Genomic DNA, 22260 nt, shown 5'->3' on the forward strand with positions numbered 1-22260 from the left:
GAAACTACTCCCGAAGAGGGTCAGTCGAGCTTCACGCCCGAGGCCTTGACCGCGGGCTCCCAGAGCTTGCGGTCCTCGGCCAGGAACTGGTCGAAGCCGGCGCGGCCGGGCGGCGGCAGGTCGAGGCCGAGATCGTCGTTCCAGCGCTTCTGGATGTCGGCCGACTTCAGCGCCTCGGCGATCGCGGTCTCGAGCCGGGCGAGGATCGGCTCGGGCGTGCCGGCCGGCGCGCCGATCCCGTACCACGAGGTGGCGACGTAGCCCGGCACGGTCTCTGCGATGGCTGGAATGTCGGGCGCCGCCCTGGAACGCTGGGCCGATGTCACGCCCAGCCCCTTCAGCTTGCCGGCGCGGACCTGCGGCAGCATCGAGGGCATGTTGGCGAACATCATGTTCACCACACCGGCCATCAGGTCGGAATAGACCGGGCCGGCGCCCTTGTAGGGGACGTGGATGATGTCGACGCCGGCCAGCTTCTTGAACAGCTCGCCGCTCAGGTGGAGCGACGTACCGGGGCCCGACGAGGCGAACGAGTACTTGCCCGGCTCCTTCTTGCAGAGCGCGATCAGCTCGGCGACGTTGCTGGCCGGCAACGACGGCGTCACGCCCAGCAGGTTGGCGAGGATCGCCACGCGCGAGATCGCCACGATGTCCTTATCCGGATTGTAGGGCAGCCTGGAGTAGAGCATCGGGTTCAGCGTGTGGCTGGCCACCGAAATGAGGCCCAGCGTGTAGCCGTCGGGCGTGGCGCGCGCGAGTTCGACGGTGCCGATGTTGCCGCCGGCGCCGCCCTTGTTGTCGACGACGAAGGTCTGGCCGAGGCTCTTGGAAAGCGCGTCGCACATCAGCCGGCTCACCGTGTCGGTGCCGCCGCCCGGCGCGAAGGGACAGATGAACTTCACCGTCTTGTTCGGCCAGGCGCCCTGGCCCAGCGCGACGGCGGGAACGATCGTCGGCGCGGCGAGAGCCGCGACGAGCAGGCTGCGTCTTTTCATGGCGTTTCCCTGATTCTTGATTTTTTTCTTTTCAGACACCTGAGCGTAACGTCCTTCGGTAATCTGTCCAGATGACAGAGCCGCAGAGCGTACAGGCCTATATCGACCAGACCCCGTCGTGGCCCGACGGGACGCCGACCCCCAGCGTGCCGATGACCCCGATGCAATGGCGCATCTGGGTACTCGCCACCGCCGGCAAGTTCTTCGAAGGCAAGGTCGTGTTCATGACCGGCGTCGCGCTGCCGCTGATCGTCGAGGAGTTCGGCCTCTCGGCCGCCGGCAAGGGCATCGTGAGCGCCGCCACCCTGGCGGGTATCATGATCGGCGCCGTGGCACTGGGCGGGCTGGCGGATACTTATGGCCGCCGCCGCATGTTCGTGATCGAGATGCTGGTCTTCGTCGTCTTCCTGGCCGGCCTCACCCTGGCGCCGAGCTTCGGCTGGCTGGTCTTCTTCCTGTTCGGGGTCGGCGTAGCGCTGGGCTGCGACTATCCGACGGCGCATCTCGTGATCTCCGAGAGCATCCCCAGCCGCGACCGCGGCAAGCTGGTGCTGGCGGCCTTCGCCTTCCAGGCGATCGGCGCGCTGGTCGGCACGGCGCTGGGCTTCGCGATCCTGACCCTGGATCCCTCACTGGATGCCTGGCGCTGGATGTACGGCGTCGTGATCGTGCCGGCCGCCTTCGTCGTGTTCGCCCGCCTGTTCGTGAGCGACAGCGGCCAATGGCTGATGAGCCGCGGCCGGCACGCCGATGCCGAGCGCGAGCTGCGGCGTCTGCTGAAGCGCACGCCGCAATACCCCAAGCAGGTGCACCTGGCCGAACTCGCCGGCTCTCCCCATCGCAGCCATCACCGTCATGGTCGCTGGAGCGATCTCTTCGACCGGAAGAACCGTCGCGCCACCCTCCTCGCGTCGGTCCCGTGGTTCCTGCAGGACCTCGGGACCTACGGCATCGGCATCTTCACGCCGACGATCCTCTCCCACACGATCGGTCACGAGATCACCAAGGCCCACAACGTGACGGCCGTCATCGCCCGCGACCTGCAGGGGGCGAAGGGCGCAGCGCTGGTCGATACGCTGCTGATCGTCGGCATCCTCGCCGCCGTGCTGATGTCCGACAAGGTCGGCCGAATCCGGCTCCAGGTCCTGGGCTTCGTCGGCTGCGCCGTCGGGCTCGCGATGGCGGCGCTGCAATCCCATGTCGACGAGCCGATGCGCACGCTGCTGCTGTTCGGCGGCTTCATGATCTTCAATTTCATGACCAACCTCGGGCCGAACTCGCAGACCTACCTGCTGGCCGGCGAGGTCTTCCCCACCCACATCCGCGGCAAGGGGGCAGGCTTCGCCGCCGCCTTCGCCAAGATGGGCGCGGTGCTGACGGCCTTCACCTTCCCCGTGGTGCTGGCCGAGATCGGCACCGATGTCCTGCTGACCGCCCTCGTCTTCACCTCGCTCCTCGGGGCGTTGATCACCTGGTGGTTCCGCATTGAGACGGCAGGCGTCAATCTGGAGGAAATCGGGCGCTGAAACCTGCAGGCCGCGCTTCGCTTGTCGCGCCCCGGCGGGTACCCTCCGCGCAATGAACTCGCCGATCCGGGAGCTGTTGCGCTCACCCGACTTCCTGAGACTCTGGTTGGTCGGCGCCTTCGCCAACGCGATGCGCTGGCTGGAGCTGCTGGCGTCCGGCCTGTTCGCCTGGGAGGTCACTCACTCCGCCTTCGCCGTCACGGTCGTGGTGGCGCTGCGGCAGATTCCGCAGCTCCTGTTCGGCGCCTTCGCCGGCGCCCTCTCCGAGGCGCTGAACCGCAAGCTTATCTTCATGCTGGCGCTGGCCATCCCGGCCGCGATCTCGACCGTGCTCGCGACGCTCGCCTTCACCGGCCATCTCGAGGTCTGGCACGTGGCGCTGGGCAACCTCGTCTCCGGCACCATGTGGTCGACCGAAATGTCGACGCGCCGACGCATGGTCGGCGAGGTCGCCGGCCCGCACCGCATCGTGAACGCCATCGCGCTCGACAGCGTGACCTCGGCCGCCACGCGCGCGGTGGGCCCGCTGCTGGGCGGCATGGCCTTCGAGTGGCTGGGCATGAAGGGCGCCTACACCGTCACCGCCCTCGTGCAGTTCGCCGGCGCCTTCGCCATCGCGGGCCTCACGCACGCACAAGTGACGCGGCGGCTCGACTTGGTGCGCATCCCGCAGGAGATCGCCGAGGGGCTGCGCTTCGCCTGGACGCGGCCCACCATCCTGCTGGTGTTCGGCGTCACCATCGTCACCAACGCGTTTGCCTTCGCCTATTCGGGCCTCGTCGCGCCGCTCGGCCAGGGCGAGTTCCACGTCTCGCCGGCCCTGGTCGGCCTGCTGGCGGCCGGCGAGCCGCTGGGCGCCCTGGTCGGCGGCGCGCTGATCGCGGCCGGCATCGTGCGTATGGACCGGCGCCTCGCCTTCGCCGGCGGCGCGGCCCTGTTCATGGTCGCGCTCGTCCTGATGGCGTTGTCGCCGTTCTATTGGCTGGCCTTCGCGCTGCTCGTGCTGGGCGGCTTCGGCACGGCGGGCTTCGGCAACATGCAATCGACCCTGATGCTGACCGAGGCGCCGCCCGAGATGCGCAGCCGCCTGATGGGCGTCGTCACCGTCTGCATCGGCACCGGCCCGCTCGGCCAGCTCGCCGCCGGCGCCCTCTCCGCTCCCCTCGGCCCGCGCGGCGCGGTCATCGCGATGGCGGCGATGGGGCTGGTGCTCACGGGGGCGATGGTGGTGGCATTGCGCAGGAGTCCCCGCACGCCTCCACCAGTGTAAGTGTCCCGCTCCGAAGCGCGCTGGCCTACATGCCGGAAAGGCGGCAAGGTGCAGGACCCAAGGCACGACGAGATGACGGGGAAAGCTTGGAAGACGGTCAGGACACGGCGCCACCCGCCGACAGAGCGCTTCCCGGCCGCATCGACGGCAGGCGGCTGCGCAGCGAGCGCACCAAGCAACTCATCATCGAGGCCTATCTGGATCTGCTGCGCGAGCGTCCGGAGATCCCGACGGCCGCCCAGATCGCCGAGCGGGCGGGCTATTCCGTGCGCTCCGTCTTCGAGCGGTTCGACGACCTGCTGGCCCTGAGTTTCGCCGCGGCGGACTATGCCTTTGCGGCGGGGCTGGCCCAGGCCACGGTCCGCGATCTCGACGGCGATCGCGCGGCCCGCATCCGCTCCCAGGTCGAGACGCGGGCCGGCATCTGCGAGCAGTGGCTGCCTCTGTGGCGGGTGCTGCTGCACAACCAGCGGGAATCGCCACTGCTGACGATGCGCATCGACCGCATGCGCGACGCGGTGTGGGCGCGGCTGATGCTGATGTACCGGCCCGAGCTCTCGACCCTGGCGGAGCCCGAGAGGACATCGCTGCTGATCACGCTCGAGGCGCTGACCGACTTCGAGAACTGGGGCCGCATGCGAGAGCGCCACGGGCTCGGCGTCGAGGCGGCGCGCGACGTGTGGATCCGCGCCATCGACCGGCTGTTGCCGCCGACGCCCTGAACGGACGCCCCGGGGCGGATGCGGGCCCGCGACAAGCCGGTCTCCGGTGAGGGCGATCCTGACCTGGCGGTCAGGCGCGCACGAGCGTCTTGATGGCGAGCGCCGGTTTGCCGGACTTCTCGGCAACCTCGCGATCCTGCTCCTCGATGATCTGCCGGGCCGGCTGGTCTTTCTCCAGCCCCTGGAGGGCCTCGAGCGGGACGCGGCGGTTGGAGCGCTGGCTGCCGTCTTCGTAGGTGACGTTGAACAGCACGTATTCCGTGCGCTTGCTGGATTTCTTGCCCATCGGGGCCTCCATATCGGTTCAAGTCCGTCGACCGGAAGGAACTCGCACGCCTTCCCCGTCGGGAACACGCGCAGGGGACCTGCGTTGACCACAGCAACCGCCCCCGGGAGATGCGGCCATGTCCGACCGTCGACCGACCGACCTGCGCACCCCCATCGTGCCGCCCGCCACGGCCAGTGGCAGAAGCGGTCTGCCTTGGATCGTCGCGGGCCTGTTGGTGGTCGTGCTGGTCGTCGGCTACTTCGCCTTGGGCGTACCGATCATTAAGGCTCCGGACGAAGCCCACGCACCGGAGCCGCAAATCAAGGGAACGATTCAGCAACCGGCCCCCGCTGCAGCGAGGCAACCCCGGCCGTAGGCGCGCCAACGAAAAACCCCGCACCCAGGGGGTGCGGGGTCGATTCCGTATCGCTGTTACGAGGCCGCCGTCACCGGCAGCCGCGCGATCAGCCGATGGCCTTCAGATTGTCGGCCGCCATCTTGCCGCTGCGACGGTCAGCGACGAGTTCGAACTCGACCTTCTGACCTTCGTTCAGCGTGCCCAGGCCGGCGCGCTCGACGGCGCTGATGTGCACGAAGGCATCGGCACCGCCGTTGTCCGGCTGGATGAAGCCGAAGCCCTTCTGAATATTGAACCACTTCACGGTTCCCGTCGCCATGGGTAACCCTTTCACTACTTTAGATATGCTGAACCGCGCGGCGTCCCACTCATAAAACGGAACGCGCAGCCGGCCGTCGAATTCGCACTGGTTTTCGGGATCAAAGTTCGGGAGCGAGCTGCCGGCAAGGCCGGGAACGCGGACCAAATCGTCTGTCCGTCTATCGACCGCGTGCATATGGCCTTTCGCCGGGACTTTTGCAAGGACCGATTGGCCACGGGCGGCTAGGCTCGTCCGAGATATGCAGGGGAGTTCGCGTGACCGACAATCCGAAAGTGCTCATCTCGGGTGCGGGCCCGGTGGGCCTCACGCTCGCCAACGAGTTGGTACGGCACGGAATTTCCGTCCGCATCGTCGACAAGTCGGCTGGACGCACCGACAAGTCCAAGGCGCTCGTCATGTGGAGCCGCACGCTCGAACTTTTCGACGATGCCGGCTATGCGAAGGACTTCATGTCGTCCGGCATGCCGGCCCATGGCGCGCAGATCTCGACCGGCAGCCAGGTCGTGGCGAGGGTTTCCTTCGACCTGATCGACAGCCGCTTCGCCTATGCGCTGATGATCGCGCAAAGCGAGACCGAGCGGGTGCTCGAGGAACGGCTGGCGGCGTCGGGCGTGGCGGTCGAGCGTGGCGTGGCGCTCGCCGGCTTCGCCGATAAGGGCTCCGCCGTCGAAGCGCAGCTCACGAGGGCAAACGGCGAGACCGAAAAGGTCGAGGCCGACTGGTTGGTCGGGTGCGACGGCGCCCACTCGACCGTCCGGCACGGGCTGGGCTTCGCCTTCGAGGGCTCGACCCTCCAGTCGCACTGGGCGCTGGCCGACGGCCATATTACGGGCCTCGCGCCGGCGGACCATCTTCACATCTTCTGGCACCGCGACGGCATCCTGGCCTTCTTCCCGATCGTCGGCGACCGCTGGCGGGTGATCGCCAACCTTGGCCCGGCCCGGGATGGCGAAACCCATCCCGATCCGACCCTCGAGGAGATCAATGCGCTCATGGCGCGCCGGGGCTCACCCGGCATCGTGATGTCCGACCCGGTCTGGCTGGCGGCCTTCCGCATCAACGAGCGCAAGGTCAGGGACTATTCCAAGGGTCGCGTGTTCCTGGCGGGCGATGCGGCGCATATCCATAGCCCGGCCGGCGGCCAGGGCATGAACACCGGCATGCAGGATGCGTTCAATCTCGCCTGGAAGCTGGCACTCGTCATCGAAGGTGCCGCCAGGCCCGCCCTGCTCGACAGCTATTCACCGGAGCGCACGGCGGTGGGCGACCGCGTGCTCAGGAACGCGGGCCGCCTCACCGAGGCGGCGATGCTGCGCAATCCGCTGCTGCAGGATCTGCGCAACACGGTCGTCCGCTTCGCGGCGGGCTTCCCGCAGGTCCAGCACAAGATGGCGGATCAGCTCGGCGAGATGGATATCGGCTATCCCGACAGTCCTCTCACCGCGAGGAACGGACGTGTCGCCAACGGACCGAAGGCCGGAGAACGCTGGCCCGACCGACTGCCCGAGGGGGCCGGCGGCACCCGGTTCACGGCCCTGGGTCCAGCCGGTCTCGTCGCCGACCTGGCCGCCAAGTTTCCGAAGCTTGTCGTCGCCGCCCCGACGAGCGATCCCGCACACACAACGGCGCTGCGGCTGATCCGGCCCGATGGCTATGTCGGCTTCGCCGGTGCGCCGACCGACGCCGTGCGGGCCGAGGCCTATCTCGCGGCGCTGGCTAGCGAGGCGTAGGCCCCCCAGGCAGGGGCCGGACCAGCGTCATGAGCCAGCCGCGCGCGTCGAGCGGATCGGTGAAGACGCGGAACGGCCTCGGGCCGACGCGCTGCTTCAACAGCACCGCCATGTCGATGTTCAGCGCCCCGTGGACCACCATGGCGACAGGACCGGCACCGCCCCCGACCCCGTACTCGAGCAGGGTCCGGGCCACCGACTCGAGGTCGTCGCGATCGAGGTTGAGAGTGCCAACCGTCATATCGACGAGCTTGGCGTGTGATTTGGTCCCTTCCCGCACGGTGGCGTTCAGGTAGTCCTCTATATCCCGCCGGCCGACGTCTCCCTGCCCCACCACGGTCAGGATTCCGAACTCGTCGCTGCGCGACCAACCAAGCGGCATGCTTACTCCTCACGCTGGAACAACCGGTTCCAACGGGAGCAATGTAGAGGAAGACGAGGAAGTTTCAGTGCGAGATCAGACTATTTTCGGGAGCATCCGCGCGCCTGCAAATCCGGCAACTGTTGCTGCACCCAGGCCTGCATCGCGGTAGCGTCACCCCCTCCTTTCGCCGTCTGGCGCTGCGTGACGGTCGCTGGCAGACTCCTTGGCCATGCCGCTGAACTGGACCATCGACTCCAAGGCGAAATTGCTCACCGTCGTCGCGGAGGGCGATGTCACGCGCGCCGAATTCGAGGCCTATCTCGACGTGATCGACGAGGCCTGCCTCCACACCTATCGCAAGCTGTTCGACGGTATCCGCGCGGACACCAGCATGGGGGCGGAGCACCTTCTGGCGGTTGGCGTACGCATGCGGACTTCGCACCAGACCAACCCGGTCGGCCCGCTGGCCGTCATCGTGCCGGAGGACAAGGTCGCCATGGTCTCCCGCGTGCTTGGCATGCTGGCCGCGGCGCGCAGACCGATGCGCGTCTTCCACGAGGCCGGCCCGGCGCACGACTGGATCCGGAAGCAGCCGCTCTAGGAACGGACAGAGGCGCGAGGCCTCTCGACCTCAGCGGCGGCGCCGCGCCCTCGCCCGCGACACAGCCGGGACCTCCTCGTCGCGGCTGAGGTTGTCGTGCTGCTCGTCCATGAGACGGTAGTCCATGGTGAGCTCCTCGCCGGCCTTGATGTCGCGCAACGCGTAATAGGTCACGTCACCATCGTCGGAGCCGATGTTGGGATCGGCATCGTGGTTCATGTACCAGCCGGTCGAGATCCGCAGGAAGTCGAGCGGCGCCCAATAGCCGCCGCTGACGCGGATGCCGAAGCGCTTGATGAGCTGGACCTGCGGCGAGGCATGCGCCCGGGCGAGCGGAATGAAGCGGCTGTCCTTGCCGTCCCACACCTTGACGGCTTCGCCCTTCTTTATGTCGATGTCGGCGAAGCAGCCGAGGCCATGGATGGAAGAGGCGCCGAGATGGACGAATGCCTTGCTGGCCTTGCGCTTCATGGACTCAGGCCTTCACGATGAACGGCTTGGCCGCGGTGTCGTAGTCGGCGTAGCCCAGTACGCCCCGCAATTCGGCCGGCGACAGCGCGGTCTTGCTCTCCGCTTCGCCGGCCTTGAGCGCGGCCAGGCCCGCCTTCATGCCGGCGGCGGCCGGCGAGAGCATGCCGGTCGGATAGGTGCCGATCTTGAAACCGAGCTTGGCGGCTTCCACCTGCGAGGGCGTGGCGCGCGGCGCGCCGGGCGACAGCACCGCGAAGGACGGGCGGCCCTTGGCGGCGGCGACGCCGCGCCTGATCTCCTCGTCGTCGGCCGGCGAGTCGAGGAACAGGATGTCGGCGCCTTCCTCGACATACATCTCGATGCGCGCCACGGCCTCGTCGATGCCCTGCGTCGGGCGGCAGTCGGTGCGCGCCAGCACCAGGATGCCGGACTCTTTCGCGGCCTGGACGGCCGCACGGATCTTCATGCGCGCTTCCTCGCGCGGCAGGCAGGGCTTGCCGGCGGCGGTGAGCGCGCGCGGCGTGATCTTGTCCTCGATGAGCACCGCGGCAGCGCCGGCACGGCCATAGGCCCGCACGGTGCGCTGGACGTTCATCGCATTGCCGTAACCGTGATCGCCGTCGGCCAGGACGAGGAGATCGGGCGCGGCGCTGTGCACCATGTTGAACGAATCGAACATCTCGCCGAACGAGACGAGATCCAGATCGGGTCCCCCCAGACGGCTGGCGGCCACGCAAGATCCCGAGAGGAACGCCGTCTTGAACCCTTCGCCATAGGCCAGCTTCGCGGTCAGCCCATCCCACACGGCCGGCATGACGACGAGGCCGGGCTCGGCCAGCAGGGCGCGCAGACGTTGGGGGGCAGTGGTCACAGAAATCTCCTCCGGGTGAATTTGCGGGCCGGACGATAGCAGAGATGCCCGTGCAGTCGACACGGCGACTGCATCGGGTCTAGGGTCGCACGCACTGCAATCGAACTGGAGAGACCAAGAACGAACAAATGACGTCACTGGGAGGACAACATGAAGATCCCGAACGGATGTTTCGCGTTGGTTTGCGTAGTGGCTGGAGTGATTGCATCGACGGGCGCCGGATGGGCGCAGAAGTATGGCGGCGTTCTGAAGATCCAGCACATGGATACGCCGCCCAGTGCCTCGATCCACGAGGAAGCGACCGTTTCGGTCGCCGTGCCTTTCATGGCGCTCTACAACAACCTGGTGATCTTCGACCAGCACGTGGCGAAGAACAGCCTCGACTCCGTCGTGCCGGACCTCGCGACCGGCTGGACGCTGAAGAACGATGGCCGCGCGCTCACCTTCAAGCTGCGCGAGGGCGTGAAATGGCATGATGGCAAGCCATTCACCGCCGAGGACGTGGGCTGCACCTTCGACCTGCTGCTCAGCCCCGACAAGCTCCGGCGCAATCCGCGCCAGGCCTGGTACCGCAACGTCGAGAAGGTGACGGTCGACGGCCCACTCGAGGTGACGCTCCACCTGAAGCAGCCGCAGCCGTCGCTGCTGGCACTCCTCGCCTCGGGCTACTCGCCGATCTATCCCTGTCACGTGCCCACCGCCGACATGCGGCGCAAGCCCGTGGGAACCGGGCCGTTCAAGCTGGCCGAATTCAAGTTGAACGAGGGCATCAAGCTGGTGAAGAATCCCGACTACTGGAAGAAGGGACGGCCCTATCTCGACGCCATCGAGTACACGATCATACCCGATCGCTCGACGCGCATGCTGTCCTTCGTGGCCGGCAAGTTCGACATGACCTTCCCCAGCGACGTGTCGGTGCCCCTGCTGAAGAACATCAGAAGCGACGCACCCGAGGCGCAGTGCACGATGCGCGAGACCGGCGTCAGCACGAACCTGATCGTGAACCGCGAGGTCCAGCCCTTCGACGATGCACGGATACGCCGCGCCATGGCGCTGACTCTCGACCGCCCGTCGTTCATCAGGATCCTGAGCGAGGGCGAGGGCCAGATGGGCGGCGCCATGCTGCCGCCACCCGACGGGGTCTGGGGGCTTCCCGGCGACAAGCTCGAAGGGATCATCGGCTATGGAGACGTGGAGAAGGCCCGTGCGGAGGGTCGCGAGCTGATGAAGCAGGCGGGCTACGGGCCCGACAAACACCTGAAGCTCAAGGTCAGCACGCGCAACATCGCGACGTTCAAGGATCCGGCGGTGATCCTGATCGACCAGCTCAAACACATCTGGATCGATGGCGAGCTCGAGATCATCGACACCACCATCTACTACAACAGGGTCTTCAAGAAGGACTACGTGGTGGCCTTGAATCTGACCGGCAGCGCGGTCGACGACCCCGACGTGACGCTGTTCGAGGGCTATGCGTGCGGCTCGCTGCGCAACTACAACAACTACTGCAATCCGGAGATGACCAAGCTCTTCGAAGAGCAGTCGCGCGAGACCGACCGCAGGAAGCGGCAGGAACTGGTGTGGGAGATCGACCGCAAGCTGCAGGAGGACGTGGCGCGGCCGATCATCAGCCACGGTCGCGCGGCAGGCTGCTGGCAGCCGCACGTGAAGGGCGTCGTCATCCAGACCAACAGCATCTACAACGGCTGGCGCTTCGAGGACGTCTGGCTGGATCGATGAATTGTAGCCTCCCCCGTCAAACGGGGGAGGAGACGAGGATCAGTTCGCCTTCAACAAAAGCTTGCCGGCGACGCCCCGGCCTTCGAGGCGGCGGTGCATGTCCGCCGCCTGGCTGAGCGGGAACACGCCTTCGATCGGCACCTTCAGCCAGCCTTCGGCCAGGCCCGCCAGCACCTGCTCGACGCCTTCCAGCCATTCGGCCGAGGTCTGGTCGATATGGCCGAGATGCAGGCGGGTGAAGGTCTGGGAGCGCGGCAGGATACGCTCGCGGATGTTCTTGAAGGGCTGCCCCTCGGCCTCGCCGATGCTGATGACGTGGCCAAGCATCCTGACGACGCCGAACGTGCGGTCGAGCATCGTGGCGCCGTAGGAGTCGATGGCGAGGTCGACGCCTTTCCCGCCGGTGAAGTCGAGCACGGCGCGCTCGAAATTCTCCTGCGAGGTCACCACGACCCGCGACGCGCCGTAGGCCAGCGCCCTGGCCTCCTTGCCCGGCGTCCCCGTCGTGCCGATGACACGCGCGCCGGCGTGGACGGCGAGCTGGGTGCACATCAGCCCGACGCCGCCGCCGATCGCGTTCACCAGTACGGTGTCGCCCGGCCCGATGCCGCCGTAGATCGTCCACATCATGTGCCAGGCGGTCAGGGCCTGGATGGGAAAGGCCGCCCCGACGTCGAGGCCGACCGCGTCGGGCAGCTTGATGAGCCCCTTGGCCGAGGCGACGCACTTCTCGGCATAGGCGCCACCCTTTTCCGGAAAGGTCGCGACGCGATCGCCGACCTTCACGCCGCTCACGCCCGCACCCAGCGCGGCCACCGTCCCCGAGACCTCGAAGCCAAGGACCATCGGATAGGTCATGGGATGCGGATAGATGCCCATGCGGACCTGCGTGTCGGCCCAGTTGCAGCCGGCATAGGCGACGTCGATCAGCACCTCGCCCGCCCCGGGCACCGGATCGGGCAGATCGGCCAGCACGAGCTGCTCGGGTCCACCCGTGGCATGGATGACGACGGCCTTCATGGGGTCCCTCCCGCGATGTTTGCGGCGAGAGACTTGCAGCTTCGGTGCCAGACCGATCCGGACGGCTAGGCTTTTTCCGCCAGCACCTCGCGCAGACGGGCCGTCGCGGCGCGGCCGATGACGAGCGCGTCGGGCATGCCCTCGAGGATGAGCCGGCTGGTCGATCGCGCCGGCGATTCGACACGGCGCAACCTGTCGCGATTGATCATCACCGAGCGGCCCAGCCGCACGAACGAGCCGGACGGCAGCACCTCCTCGAAATGCGCCAGCGTCCGCAGGATCATCACCGGCGGCTGCCCGGCCACGAACACGCGCACGAAGTCGCCGTCGGCGCAGATCGCCACGATCTCCGCCGGCGCGACCAGCAGGGTGCGCCGGGGCGTCCTGAGCTCGATCGTGCCGGGACCGGGCGGCACCGCCTGCAGGGCGATCTCCCGCGCCGCGCGCGCCAGCGCCCGTTCCAGGCGGGCCGGCTCGACCGGTTTGAGGAGAAAATCGACGGCTTCGACGGCAAAGGCATCGACCGCATGCTCGGCATAGGCCGTCACGAAGACGACGATGGGCCGGCGTTCCAGCGAATCGAGAAGGTCGAAGCCGTCCCGGCCTTCGCCCAGTTCGATGTCGAGGAAGACCAGGTCGGGCTGCGTGCTGGCGAGTTGGCCGCGGGCGGCTTCGGTACTGTCGGCCTCACCGACGATCTCGACCTCGGGATGGGCCGCGAGCAGCCGCCGCAAAGCGCTGCGGGCCAGCGGCTCGTCGTCGACGATCAGGACCCGCACGGTTCCCCCTGCAGTTCGAGCGTCGCGATCACCTTCTTGTCACAGGCACGTGCACCAACCTCGTGCAAGGTGAAGACGTGGCGGTCCGGATAGTGCAGCGCGAGACGACGGCGCACGTTCTCCAAGCCGATGCCGGGGCGCCGGCGGCGGGCCGATCGCCGCGTCGCGTCGAGCGCGCCCGTGTTCTCGATCTCGACATGCAGCGTATCGCCCGCGAGGCGGATGTCGACGCGGAGGTCGAGTCCATCGTCGCGCCGTCCGTGTTTCACGGCATTCTCCACGAGGGGCTGAAGCAGGAAGCTCGCGATCGGCCGTTGTGCGGCCTCGGGCATCACGTCGAGACGGGTGTGCAAGCGGTTGCCGAAGCGCGCCCTCTGGACGCCGAGATAGGCCATCAGGCCGGCAACTTCGTTCGAAACCGTCACGACGGTACGATCGATGCCGTCGAGCGAATGCCGGAGATAGGCGGTGAGATTGCGCAGCATCTCGAGGGCCGCGTCCGGGTGCTCTGGAATCTCCTCCGCCACGCCGTTGAGAGCGTTGAAGAGAAAATGCGGGTCGAGCTGGAGCCTCAGTTGCTCGAGTTCGGCACGCAGGGCCTCGGCCTGCGCGCGCATCGCCTTGCGATGCTCCGCCTGCTCCGCCAGTTCGGCGCGCAGCCAGAAATAGGCGAGGCTCCATCCCGCCAGGACGAAGAAATAATGCACGAGCGGGATGAGGAACTCCCCCGGCCCGCGGTGGTCGGGCGTCACGAGCCAGGGAAGGGCTTCATGGGCGACCACGATCATGGAGGCGGTCACCAGGGCGCCGAGAAGCGACAGCACGGCGATCAGGGCCAGGCCACCCAGCGACACCCGGGCTTCGGAGCGGCGCGAGACGTACACGGCGCGCATCGCCGTCGAGACCGCGACCAGGCACAGAAGGATCAGTCCCGTGCGGGCGAAGGCGACGCCATAACTGTGAAACGCCACGCGCTGCGCCATGAGGTTGGCGATTGCGAAGAGTCCCCATCCCGCGATCTGGGCCTGCCAGAACAGGGGCAGGCCGTTCCACCGGGCAAGCAGGAATGCGGACAAGGTCGTGAACTCCGGACGAAGCAGCGGAAGTCCCGCGGAAGATTGGGCATTTGGCGAAGCGAGGCAAGCGCCGCCCTTCGAGGGGCGCGTGAGCACCGTTCGTCGAGTTTCCTGCCGGGTTCGTCGACTGGCGGCTGGGGCGCCGATTTACTGCCCGAATGCCGATGGCATCTGTTCGGGCACGAAACCATGTGGAGGTAGGCAATGGCGACGGTCAGGTACGCTGTCGGAAACAGCTGGGGCTCGGGCTTCATCGGCAACATGACCGTCGACGGCGGCACCGTCGGCGTCCACGGCTGGACCGTCGAGTTCGATGCCGGCTTCGCCATCACCAACATCTGGGGCGCCGAGATCGTCAGCCATGTCGGCACCCACTATGTCCTCCGCAACGCCTCCTACAACGCGGACGTCTCCTCCGGCGGCAGCGTCACCTTCGGCTTCCAGGCGGCAACCGGCGCCACGGGCGGCACGGCGGCGACCGGCCTGTCGCTGAACGGCGCCGGCCAGGAGCCGCCGCCGGTGCTGCCGGCGATCTCGGTCGGCGACGCGTCGCTCGTCGAGGGCAACAGCGGCACCAAGCAGATGGTCTTCACGGTCAGCCTCTCGAAGGCTGCTACCGGGCCGGTGACGGCCAACTACGCGACCGCCAACGGCAGTGCGACGGCCGGCCAGGACTACGTCGCCAAGTCGGGCACGCTGAGCTTCGCCGCCGGCGAAACCCAGAAGACGATCAGCATCACGGTCAACGGCGACACGGCGATCGAAAACAACGAGACGCTGGCACTCAACCTCTCGTCGCCGAGCGGTGCCACCATCGCCGACGGCGCGGCGGTCGGCACGATCCTCACCGACGACGCCGTCGTTCCCAGGATCGCCATCACGGACGCCACGGTGAAGGAAGGCAACAGCGGGACCCGCGACCTCTCCTTCACCGTCACGCTGTCTCAGGCCACTACCAGCACGGTCACGGTGGCCTACGGCACGGCCGACGGCACCGCCAAGGCCGGCCAGGACTACATCGCCCAGACTGGCACGCTGACTTTCGCGCCCGGCGAGACCTCCAGGACGATCAACGTCAAGGTCGCCGGCGACACGGCGATCGAGGCCAACGAGACGCTGAAGATCAACCTCACCTCGCCGACCGGCGCCACCATCGCCAACAGTTCCGCGACCGGTACGATCGTGAACGACGATGCGCGGATCTCAGTCGCCGACGCCACGGTGACGGAAGGAAACAACGGCACCAGCAACCTGGCCTTCACCGTCACGCTGTCCGCCGCGGCGTCCGGTCCCGTCACCGTCGCCTATGCCACCAGCGACGTCTCGGCCAAGGCGGGCCAGGATTATGCCGCCCGGTCGGGCACTCTGACCTTTGCCGCCGGCGAGACCTCCAAGGTCGTTCTCGTGCCGGTGACGGGCGATACGACGGTAGAGGCCAACGAGACGCTCAAGCTAACCCTGTCGTCGCCGACCGGCGCCACGATCGACGACGGCGTGGCCACCGGCACCATCGTCAACGACGACGTCGCGCCCCCGCCGTCGCTGTCGGTCAGCGATGCCTCGGCGGGCGAAGGCAGCGCGGCAGCACCCGGGCACACGACCTTCACCGTGAGCCTGTCTTCTCCGGCCACCGGCCCGGTGACCGTGAACTTCGCGACGGCCAACGGTACGGCGGTGGCCGGCAGCGACTACGTCGCCCAGTCCGGCACGCTCACCTTCGCCGCTGGCGAAACGCAGAAGACGATCCAGATCGCCACCATCGGCGATGCGGTCGTCGAGGCCAACGAGGGCTTCAGCGTCGTCCTGTCGAGCGCGACCGGCGCCACCATCGCCGACGCGACCGGCATCGGCACGATCGTCAACGACGACGTGGCGACGCCGGGCCAGCCGACGCTCAGCATCTCGGATGCCTCGGTGAACGAGGGCAATCCCGGCGGCGGCGCGGCGCCCGGCTGGCTCAGCACCTCGGGCAACCAGATCGTCGACGCGGCCGGCCACTCGGTGCAGATCGCCGGCGTGAACTGGTTCGGCTTCGAATCGTCGACCTTCGCCCCGCACGGCCTGTGGACGCGCGGCTACAAGGACATGATGGACCAGATGGTGGACCAGGGCTTCAACACCATCCGCCTCCCCTTCTCCAGCGAGATGCTGCACACCAGTGCGGCGCCCAACGGCATCGACTTCAGCAAGAATCCCGACCTCAAGGGCCTGTCGGCGCTGCAGGTCATGGACAAGATCGTCGACTACGCCGGCGAGATCGGTCTCAAGATCATCCTCGACCATCACCGCAGCGATGCCGGCGCCGGCACGTCCGAGAACGGCCTCTGGTACAACAGCCAGTACACGCAGGCCGCCTGGATCAACGACTGGAAGATGCTGGCGGCGCGCTACGCCGACGATCCGGCGGTCATCGGCGCGGACCTGCACAACGAGCCCTACAACGGCACCTGGGGCGGCGGCGGCGCCAAGGACTGGGCGCTGGCGGCCGAAACCGCCGGCAACGCCATCGGCACGGTCAACGCCAACTGGCTGGTCTTCGTCGAGGGTGTCGGCACCTACAACGGACAGAACTACTGGTGGGGCGGCAACCTGATGGGCGTGCGCGACCGGCCGATCGACCTCGCGCTCGACAACAAGCTGGTCTATTCGGCGCACGACTATCCCAATTCGGTGTACGAGCAGTCGTGGTTCCAGGGCGCCGACTTCCCGGCGAACCTGCCCGCCAAGTTCGACCAGATGTGGGGCTATATCTACAAGGAAGGCATCGCCCCGGTGTGGATCGGCGAGTTCGGCACCAAGCTGGTCGACCCCAAGGACGCGCCGTGGCTGGAGGCAATCACCTCCTACCTGGGCGGCGACTTCAACAATGACGGCACGTCCGATCTCGCCGCGGGGCAGAAGGGGCCGAGCTGGACCTTCTGGTCGTGGAATCCCAATTCGGGCGACACCGGCGGCATCCTGAACGACAACTGGACCACGGTGAACCAGACCAAGATGGGCTACCTCACGCCCATCGAGTACCAGTTCCACGAGGATGCGGCGGGCAGCGGCGGCACGCCGAGCGGTCCGACGGCAAGCTTCGTCCTCACCCTCTCGGAGGCCGCCACGCACGAGGTGACGGTCGACTACCAGACCGTCTACGGCACGGCCGGCGCATCGGACTTCATCGCCAGCAACGGCCACGTCACCTTCGCGGCCGGCGAGCAGAGCAAGACGATCACGATCGAGATCTCGCCGGACAGGCTGGCCGAGGGGAACGAGCATTTCGGCGTCGTGCTGAGCAACGCCGCCGGCGCCACGATCGCACGCGCCACCGGCACCGGCACCATCGTCGATGACGATACCGCACCAACGACGCCGACGACGCCCACCGATCCGACACCGCCGTCGGGCTCGGGCGACCTGGACGCCATGTTCGCGATCGTCAATTCCTGGTCGGGCGGCTTCAACGGCAGTGTGACGCTCGAGAATGACGGCGCGAGCGCGGTCAACGGCTGGCAGGTCAGGATCGAGACGACCAACCAGATCACCGACATCTGGAACGCCGTCATCGTATCGCACGATGCGAGCGGCTATGTCGTCGGCAACGCCTCGTACAACGGAACGATCGCCCATGACGGCGACACCAGCTTCGGATTCGTGGCCTCGGGCGCCCAGAATCCATCGACCGTGCACATCGACCTGCTGCACGTCTGAGGTCGAACTTCAGAGGTGACGCTGCCTTTTGTCTCGGATTTGCCCCCTAACCTCATCCTGAGGAGCGGCCACAGGCTGCGTCTCGAAGGATGGGCAACAAACGCGGTGCGCGTGCCCACCCTTCGAGACGCGCTCCTGTAGAGCGCTCCTCAGGGTGAGGTGTTTTTCTCAAACAGATGATTCTTTCTCGGCCGGAGAAACTCTGATCCTGCGGCGTCTCGCCCTGCAATCCACGACGCTCGCGGGGCGCTTCCGGTCGTCACTCCCTGTGCCTAAAATCGGCACCGGGAGGATTTGTGTATGAAGTTCAGCTTCTCGAGCGAGCAGGAAGAGTTCAGGACCAGCCTGCGCCGCTTCCTGGCCGAGCGCTCACCCACCAAGGAAGTGCGGCGCCTGATGGAAACCGATGCCGGCTTCGAGCCGGCGGCCTGGCGCAAGCTCAATACCGAGCTGGGACTGACTGCGGTGCGCATCCCGGAAGCCTATGGCGGACAGGGCTTCGGCTTCGGCGAACTCTGCATCGTTCTGGAGGAGATGGGCCGTGCGCTGCTCTGCGCGCCGTTCTTCTCGACGGCCGTTCTGGCGACCGGCGCCATCCTGAATGCCGGCACCGAAGCAGAGAAGCAGGCGCTGCTGCCCGGCATCGCTTCGGGCGACACCGTCGCGACCCTGGCCTGGGTCGAGGATCCCGCCCATTGGGACGGAGCGGCCACGAAGATGACGGCCACCCCGTCGGGCAGCACCTGGACGCTCGACGGCCACAAGAGCTACGTGCTGGACGGTCATACCGCCGATCTCATCGTCGTGCTGGCGCGCACCGCAGGCACCGCGGGTGAGGCGGGCCTCTCGCTGTTCACCGTCAAGGGCGATGCCAAGGGGCTGGAGCGGCGGAACCTCAAGGTGATGGATCCGACGCGCAAGCTGGCGCGGCTCGACTTCAAGGGCGTCGAGGCGACGCTCCTCGGTACGGCGGGCGGCGCGGCGGCGCCCTTTGCCCGCACCATGGTCGAAGCTTCGGTATGCCTGGCCAACGAAATGGCAGGCGTTGCCGAGCGGTTGCGCGAGGATGCGCTGGCCTATGCGCAGATGCGCATGCAGTTCGGCCGGCCCATCGCCTCCTTCCAGTCCATGAAGCACAAGCACGCCGACATGCTGGTCGACGTCGAGCTGGCGAAGTCGGCGGCCTACTACGCCGCCGCCGCGCTCGACGAGGGTGACGACGATATCGTTGCCGTGGCGTCGCTCGCCAAGGCGGCCGCCAGCGAAGCCGCCCTGCAGACGGGCATCCATGCCATCCAGATCCATGGCGGCATCGGCTTCACCTGGGACAACGATACCCATCTCTGGTTCAAGCGCGCCAAGAGCTCGGAGGTGCTGCTGGGCGATGCCCATCACCACCGCGAGAAGATGATGCAGAACTGGGCCGCCTGAGGAGCAGGAAGATGAGCGAACTCACCGAAGACTCCGTCCGCGCCGAAGTCCGCGCCTGGCTCGAAGCCAACTGGAATCCCGAGCTGGGCCTCGTCGAATGGCGCAACAAGCTGGCCGATTCCGGGTGGGGCGTGCCCACCTGGCCGAAGCAGTGGTACGGCCGCGACCTGCCGCAGGCCTTCCAGGGCGTCGTCGACGAGGAATTCCAGAGGATCGGCGCGATCGGCGTCGCCAAGGCCGGCATCCGCACGCTGGCCGCGGCGACCATCCTCGCGCACGGCACCGATCTCCATAAGGAGAAGTTCCTGCGCCGCATCCTCACGGGTGAGGATACCTGGTGCCAGCTGTTCAGCGAGCCGGGCTCCGGCTCCGACGTGGCCGGCGCCGTCACCCGCGCGGAGATGCGCGGCAACAAGTGGGTGGTCAACGGCCAGAAGGTCTGGACCACATCGGCGCATCATGCGCACTGGGGCCTGCTGCTGGCCCGGACCGACTGGGACCAGACCAAGCACAAGGGCCTCTCCTACTTCATCCTCGACATGCACCAGCCCGGCGTGAACGTGCAGCCGCTGAAGCAGATGAACGGCCATGCCTCGTTCAACCAGGTGTTCATGACCGACGCCGTGGTCGAGCCGGAATTCCTGGTCGCCAATGTCGGCGACGGCTGGGCGGTGACGACGACGACCCTGATGCATGAGCGCCGCGGCGCCGACGGATTGCGCAGCTGGGCGATGGGATCGGACCGCAAGGGCCGCGCCTACGACGAGGAGCGCGCCGAGATCGCCACGACGATGGAGCCCTACAAGTGGTATCCGCAGCGCGCCGGCCGGGTCGATCTGATCCTGTCGCGCGCCAGGGAAACCGGCCACTTCGACGATCCGGTGGTGCGGCAGGAGATCGCCCGGCTGCTGGTCATGTCGAAGGCCGCGGAATGGACGGCGCGTCGCGCCCGTGCGGCCGCCCAGCAGGGCAAGCCCCAGGGACCCGAAGGTTCGCTCGGCAAGCTGGTCTCCAGCCATGTCGCCCGCGCCGCCGCGCGCGTGCACACGCAGCTGTCCGGCGCCGATACGCTGCTCTCGGGCTCCGACAGCCCGATGAACGGCGTCATCGCGGAAATCCTGGTCTCGGTCCCGGCGACGTCGATTGCCGGCGGCACCGACGAGATCCAGCGCAACATCATCTCCGAGCGCGTCCTCAAGATGCCCAAGGAGCCGAGCATCGACACCACCAAGCCCTTCCGCGACGTGCCGCGGAACACGGTGCGATAATCAATGATCGACCGGCGGCGGTGTCCCTGACACCGCCGTCTCTTTTCTCACTACCGATTGGCCTCGCGCCGCGTGACCGCTACTGTCCGGTGCATGACACCGAGCCCGATCACGATCTTCCGCGCCCGCCGCATCCTCACCATGAACCCCGCCCGTCCGGAGGCCACCCATGTGGCCGTGCGCGACGGCCGCATCCTGGGTGCAGGCCCGCTGGAGGAGCTGACCGGCTGGGGCACCTATACGCTCGACGACAGTTTCGCCGACAAGGTGCTGATGCCGGGCTTCGTCGAAGGCCACAGCCATGCCGCCGAAGGCACCTTCTGGCGCTACACCTATCTCGGCCGCTTCGACCGCATGGATCCCGAGGGCAAGGTCTGGCCCGGTGCCGAGTCGATCGAGGACGTGGTGGCACGCCTGCAGGAGGCCGAGCGCAAGCTGGCCTCGCCCACGGAAGCGCTGGCCGGCTGGGGTCTCGACCCGATCTATTATGGTGATCGCCGCGTCGTGCGCGCCGACTTCGACCGCGTGTCGACGACACGTGCGGTCGGCGTGATGCATGCGAGCGGCCACATCTTCAACGTGAACAGCCGCGCGCTGGAGCTGGCCGGCCTGCTGCGCCAGGGCGTCAACCATCCGGGAATCCCGCTTGGGCCCGACGGGCTGCCGACCGGCGAGCTGAAGGGTCCCGAGGCGATGACGATCGTCGGCGCCCATGTCGGCTTCGACCGCGAAGCGCTGGCCAACGACGAGGGCGGGTTGCGGCGCTTCGCCAAGCTCTGCGTGCGCCAGGGCGTCACGACCGCCACCGATCTCGCGAACCTGCTGCCCGACGACGCCGTCTCGATGATGGTGAGGGTCACCGGCGAGGCCGGGTATCCCGTGCGCATCGTGTCGTTCCGCCGTTTCCAGGCGCTGACGCCCGAGCAGGTGGTCGACATGGCCGTGAAGCTCAAGGCCAGGTCGACGGACCGGCTGCGCCTCGGCGCCGTCAAGCTGTTCGTCGACGGCTCGATCCAGGGCTTCTCGGCCCGTCTGCGCTGGCCGGGCTACTACAACGGCGCGCCCAACGGCCTGTGGTACACGCCGCCCGAGGCGATCAGCGGTCTCTACAAGCTGGCGCTGCAGAAGGGCGTGCTGGTGCACAGCCACACCAACGGCGACCAGGCCACCGAGATGGCGCTCGACTGTCTCGAGGGTGCGCTGCTCGAACAGCCCGCTCGCGACCACCGCTTCACCCTGCAGCACTGCCAGCTGGCCGATGCCGCCCAGTTCCGGCGCATGGCCCGGCTCGGCATGTGCGCCAATCTGTTCCCCAACCACCACTTCTACTGGGGCGACCAGCATTACGAGACGACGGTCGGACCCGAGCGCGCGATGCGCATGAATGCCTGCGCCACGGCACTGGCCAGCGGCGTGCCGCTGGCCATCCATTCCGACGCGCCGGTGACGCCGCTCGGCCCACTCTTCACCGCCTGGGGCGCCGTCAACCGCCGCACCGCCAGCGGCCGGGTGCTGGGCACCAGCGAGGCCATCTCCGTGGCCGACGCACTGCGCACGATCACGCTGGGCGCCGCCTGGACCCTCAGGCTCGATGGCGAGGTCGGTTCGATCGAGTGCGGCAAGCGCGCCGATTTCGCCGTGCTGGAGGACGATCCGCTGGAGATCGCGCCGGAGAAGCTCAAGGACGTGCGCATCTGGGGCACGGTCCAGGGCGGCCGGCTCTTCCCCGCCAACGGAGTGTGAGGGACGGAA

20 protein-coding genes are annotated in these 22260 nt (G+C 67.5%); 11 read left to right on the forward strand and 9 right to left on the reverse strand.

Features of this window, described 5'->3' with window-relative positions:
- Positions 1–20: 20 nt before the first annotated feature.
- Entirely contained in the window at positions 21–995 is a 975-nt protein-coding gene (locus Q0Q48_RS02110) for a tripartite tricarboxylate transporter substrate binding protein (RefSeq protein WP_295133142.1), read from the reverse strand.
- A gap of 71 nt (positions 996–1066) precedes the next feature.
- On the opposite strand from Q0Q48_RS02110, the gene Q0Q48_RS02115 reads away from it, so the two are divergent.
- From Q0Q48_RS02115 to Q0Q48_RS02125, 3 genes are all read left to right on the forward strand, one after another.
- A complete protein-coding gene (locus Q0Q48_RS02115; protein WP_295133145.1) occupies positions 1067–2521 on the forward strand; it encodes an MFS transporter in 1455 nt (484 codons plus the stop codon).
- 52 nt (positions 2522–2573) lie between these two features.
- The gene (locus Q0Q48_RS02120) at positions 2574–3791 is read left to right on the forward strand and encodes an MFS transporter (protein WP_295133181.1); all 1218 of its coding nucleotides are present in this window, start codon (positions 2574–2576) and stop codon (positions 3789–3791) included.
- 86 nt (positions 3792–3877) lie between these two features.
- Positions 3878–4513 carry a hypothetical protein gene (locus Q0Q48_RS02125; RefSeq protein ID WP_295133185.1) on the forward strand — a complete coding sequence of 212 codons (636 nt, stop codon included), beginning with the start codon at positions 3878–3880 and terminating at the stop codon, positions 4511–4513.
- A 70-nt stretch (positions 4514–4583) separates the two neighbouring features.
- Here the strand turns inward: Q0Q48_RS02125 and Q0Q48_RS02130 are convergent, their stop codons facing one another.
- Positions 4584–4799: a hypothetical protein gene (locus Q0Q48_RS02130; RefSeq protein ID WP_295133187.1), complete on the reverse strand. Its 216-nt coding sequence runs from the start codon at positions 4797–4799 to the stop codon at positions 4584–4586.
- Positions 4800–4917: 118 nt separating this feature from the next.
- Between Q0Q48_RS02130 and Q0Q48_RS02135 the strand changes: the two genes are divergently transcribed.
- Positions 4918–5157: a hypothetical protein gene (locus tag Q0Q48_RS02135; protein ID WP_295133191.1), complete on the forward strand. Its 240-nt coding sequence runs from the start codon at positions 4918–4920 to the stop codon at positions 5155–5157.
- Between the two features lie 88 nt (positions 5158–5245).
- Here Q0Q48_RS02135 and Q0Q48_RS02140 read toward each other — a convergent pair whose 3' ends face one another.
- Positions 5246–5458: a cold-shock protein gene (locus tag Q0Q48_RS02140; RefSeq protein ID WP_295133764.1), complete on the reverse strand. Its 213-nt coding sequence runs from the start codon at positions 5456–5458 to the stop codon at positions 5246–5248.
- Positions 5459–5715: 257 nt separating this feature from the next.
- On the opposite strand from Q0Q48_RS02140, the gene Q0Q48_RS02145 reads away from it, so the two are divergent.
- On the forward strand, positions 5716–7191 hold the full coding sequence (locus tag Q0Q48_RS02145; RefSeq protein ID WP_295133194.1) for an FAD-dependent monooxygenase: 1476 nt from the start codon (positions 5716–5718) through the stop codon (positions 7189–7191).
- Here Q0Q48_RS02145 and Q0Q48_RS02150 read toward each other — a convergent pair.
- Entirely contained in the window at positions 7178–7573 is a 396-nt protein-coding gene (locus Q0Q48_RS02150) for a hypothetical protein (RefSeq protein WP_295133197.1), read from the reverse strand. The two genes, Q0Q48_RS02145 and Q0Q48_RS02150, sit on opposite strands and share 14 nt — an antisense overlap.
- 211 nt (positions 7574–7784) lie before the next feature.
- Here Q0Q48_RS02150 and Q0Q48_RS02155 point away from each other — a divergent pair, with 211 nt between their 5' ends.
- The gene (locus tag Q0Q48_RS02155) at positions 7785–8156 is read left to right on the forward strand and encodes a hypothetical protein (protein WP_295133200.1); all 372 of its coding nucleotides are present in this window, start codon (positions 7785–7787) and stop codon (positions 8154–8156) included.
- A 30-nt stretch (positions 8157–8186) separates the two neighbouring features.
- On the opposite strand, the gene Q0Q48_RS02160 is transcribed toward Q0Q48_RS02155, so the two are convergent.
- Positions 8187–8627 (reverse strand): SET domain-containing protein, encoded by a 441-nt coding sequence (locus tag Q0Q48_RS02160; protein WP_295133203.1) that lies wholly within the window; start codon positions 8625–8627, stop codon positions 8187–8189.
- Between the two features lie 4 nt (positions 8628–8631).
- Complete coding sequence (locus tag Q0Q48_RS02165; protein WP_295133206.1) at positions 8632–9498, reverse strand: isocitrate lyase/PEP mutase family protein; 867 nt, start codon at positions 9496–9498, stop codon at positions 8632–8634.
- 150 nt (positions 9499–9648) lie between these two features.
- Here Q0Q48_RS02165 and Q0Q48_RS02170 point away from each other — a divergent pair, with 150 nt between their 5' ends.
- Complete coding sequence (locus Q0Q48_RS02170) at positions 9649–11238, forward strand: ABC transporter substrate-binding protein (protein WP_295133209.1); 1590 nt, start codon at positions 9649–9651, stop codon at positions 11236–11238.
- A 39-nt stretch (positions 11239–11277) separates the two neighbouring features.
- On the opposite strand, the gene Q0Q48_RS02175 is transcribed toward Q0Q48_RS02170, so the two are convergent.
- From Q0Q48_RS02175 to Q0Q48_RS02185, 3 genes are all read right to left on the reverse strand, one after another.
- On the reverse strand, positions 11278–12258 hold the full coding sequence (locus Q0Q48_RS02175; protein WP_295133212.1) for a zinc-binding dehydrogenase: 981 nt from the start codon (positions 12256–12258) through the stop codon (positions 11278–11280).
- Between the two features lie 65 nt (positions 12259–12323).
- On the reverse strand, positions 12324–13037 hold the full coding sequence (locus Q0Q48_RS02180) for a LytTR family DNA-binding domain-containing protein (protein ID WP_295133215.1): 714 nt from the start codon (positions 13035–13037) through the stop codon (positions 12324–12326).
- Entirely contained in the window at positions 13025–14113 is a 1089-nt protein-coding gene (locus tag Q0Q48_RS02185) for a histidine kinase (RefSeq protein ID WP_295133218.1), read from the reverse strand. The genes Q0Q48_RS02180 and Q0Q48_RS02185 overlap by 13 nt, the downstream gene beginning before the upstream one ends.
- A 204-nt stretch (positions 14114–14317) precedes the next feature.
- On the opposite strand from Q0Q48_RS02185, the gene Q0Q48_RS02190 reads away from it, so the two are divergent.
- From Q0Q48_RS02190 to Q0Q48_RS02205, 4 genes are all read left to right on the forward strand, one after another.
- The gene (locus tag Q0Q48_RS02190; RefSeq protein WP_295133221.1) at positions 14318–17809 is read left to right on the forward strand and encodes a Calx-beta domain-containing protein; all 3492 of its coding nucleotides are present in this window, start codon (positions 14318–14320) and stop codon (positions 17807–17809) included.
- Between the two features lie 300 nt (positions 17810–18109).
- Complete coding sequence (locus Q0Q48_RS02195; protein WP_295133224.1) at positions 18110–19240, forward strand: acyl-CoA dehydrogenase family protein; 1131 nt, start codon at positions 18110–18112, stop codon at positions 19238–19240.
- An 11-nt stretch (positions 19241–19251) separates the two neighbouring features.
- Complete coding sequence (locus tag Q0Q48_RS02200; RefSeq protein ID WP_295133227.1) at positions 19252–20508, forward strand: acyl-CoA dehydrogenase family protein; 1257 nt, start codon at positions 19252–19254, stop codon at positions 20506–20508.
- 93 nt (positions 20509–20601) lie between these two features.
- Positions 20602–22251 (forward strand): amidohydrolase, encoded by a 1650-nt coding sequence (locus Q0Q48_RS02205; protein ID WP_295133230.1) that lies wholly within the window; start codon positions 20602–20604, stop codon positions 22249–22251.
- Positions 22252–22260 lie beyond the last annotated feature (9 nt).

Origin of the sequence: uncultured Reyranella sp. (assembly GCF_945957355.1) — a bacterium.
Classification (GTDB): domain Bacteria; phylum Pseudomonadota; class Alphaproteobacteria; order Reyranellales; family Reyranellaceae; genus Reyranella.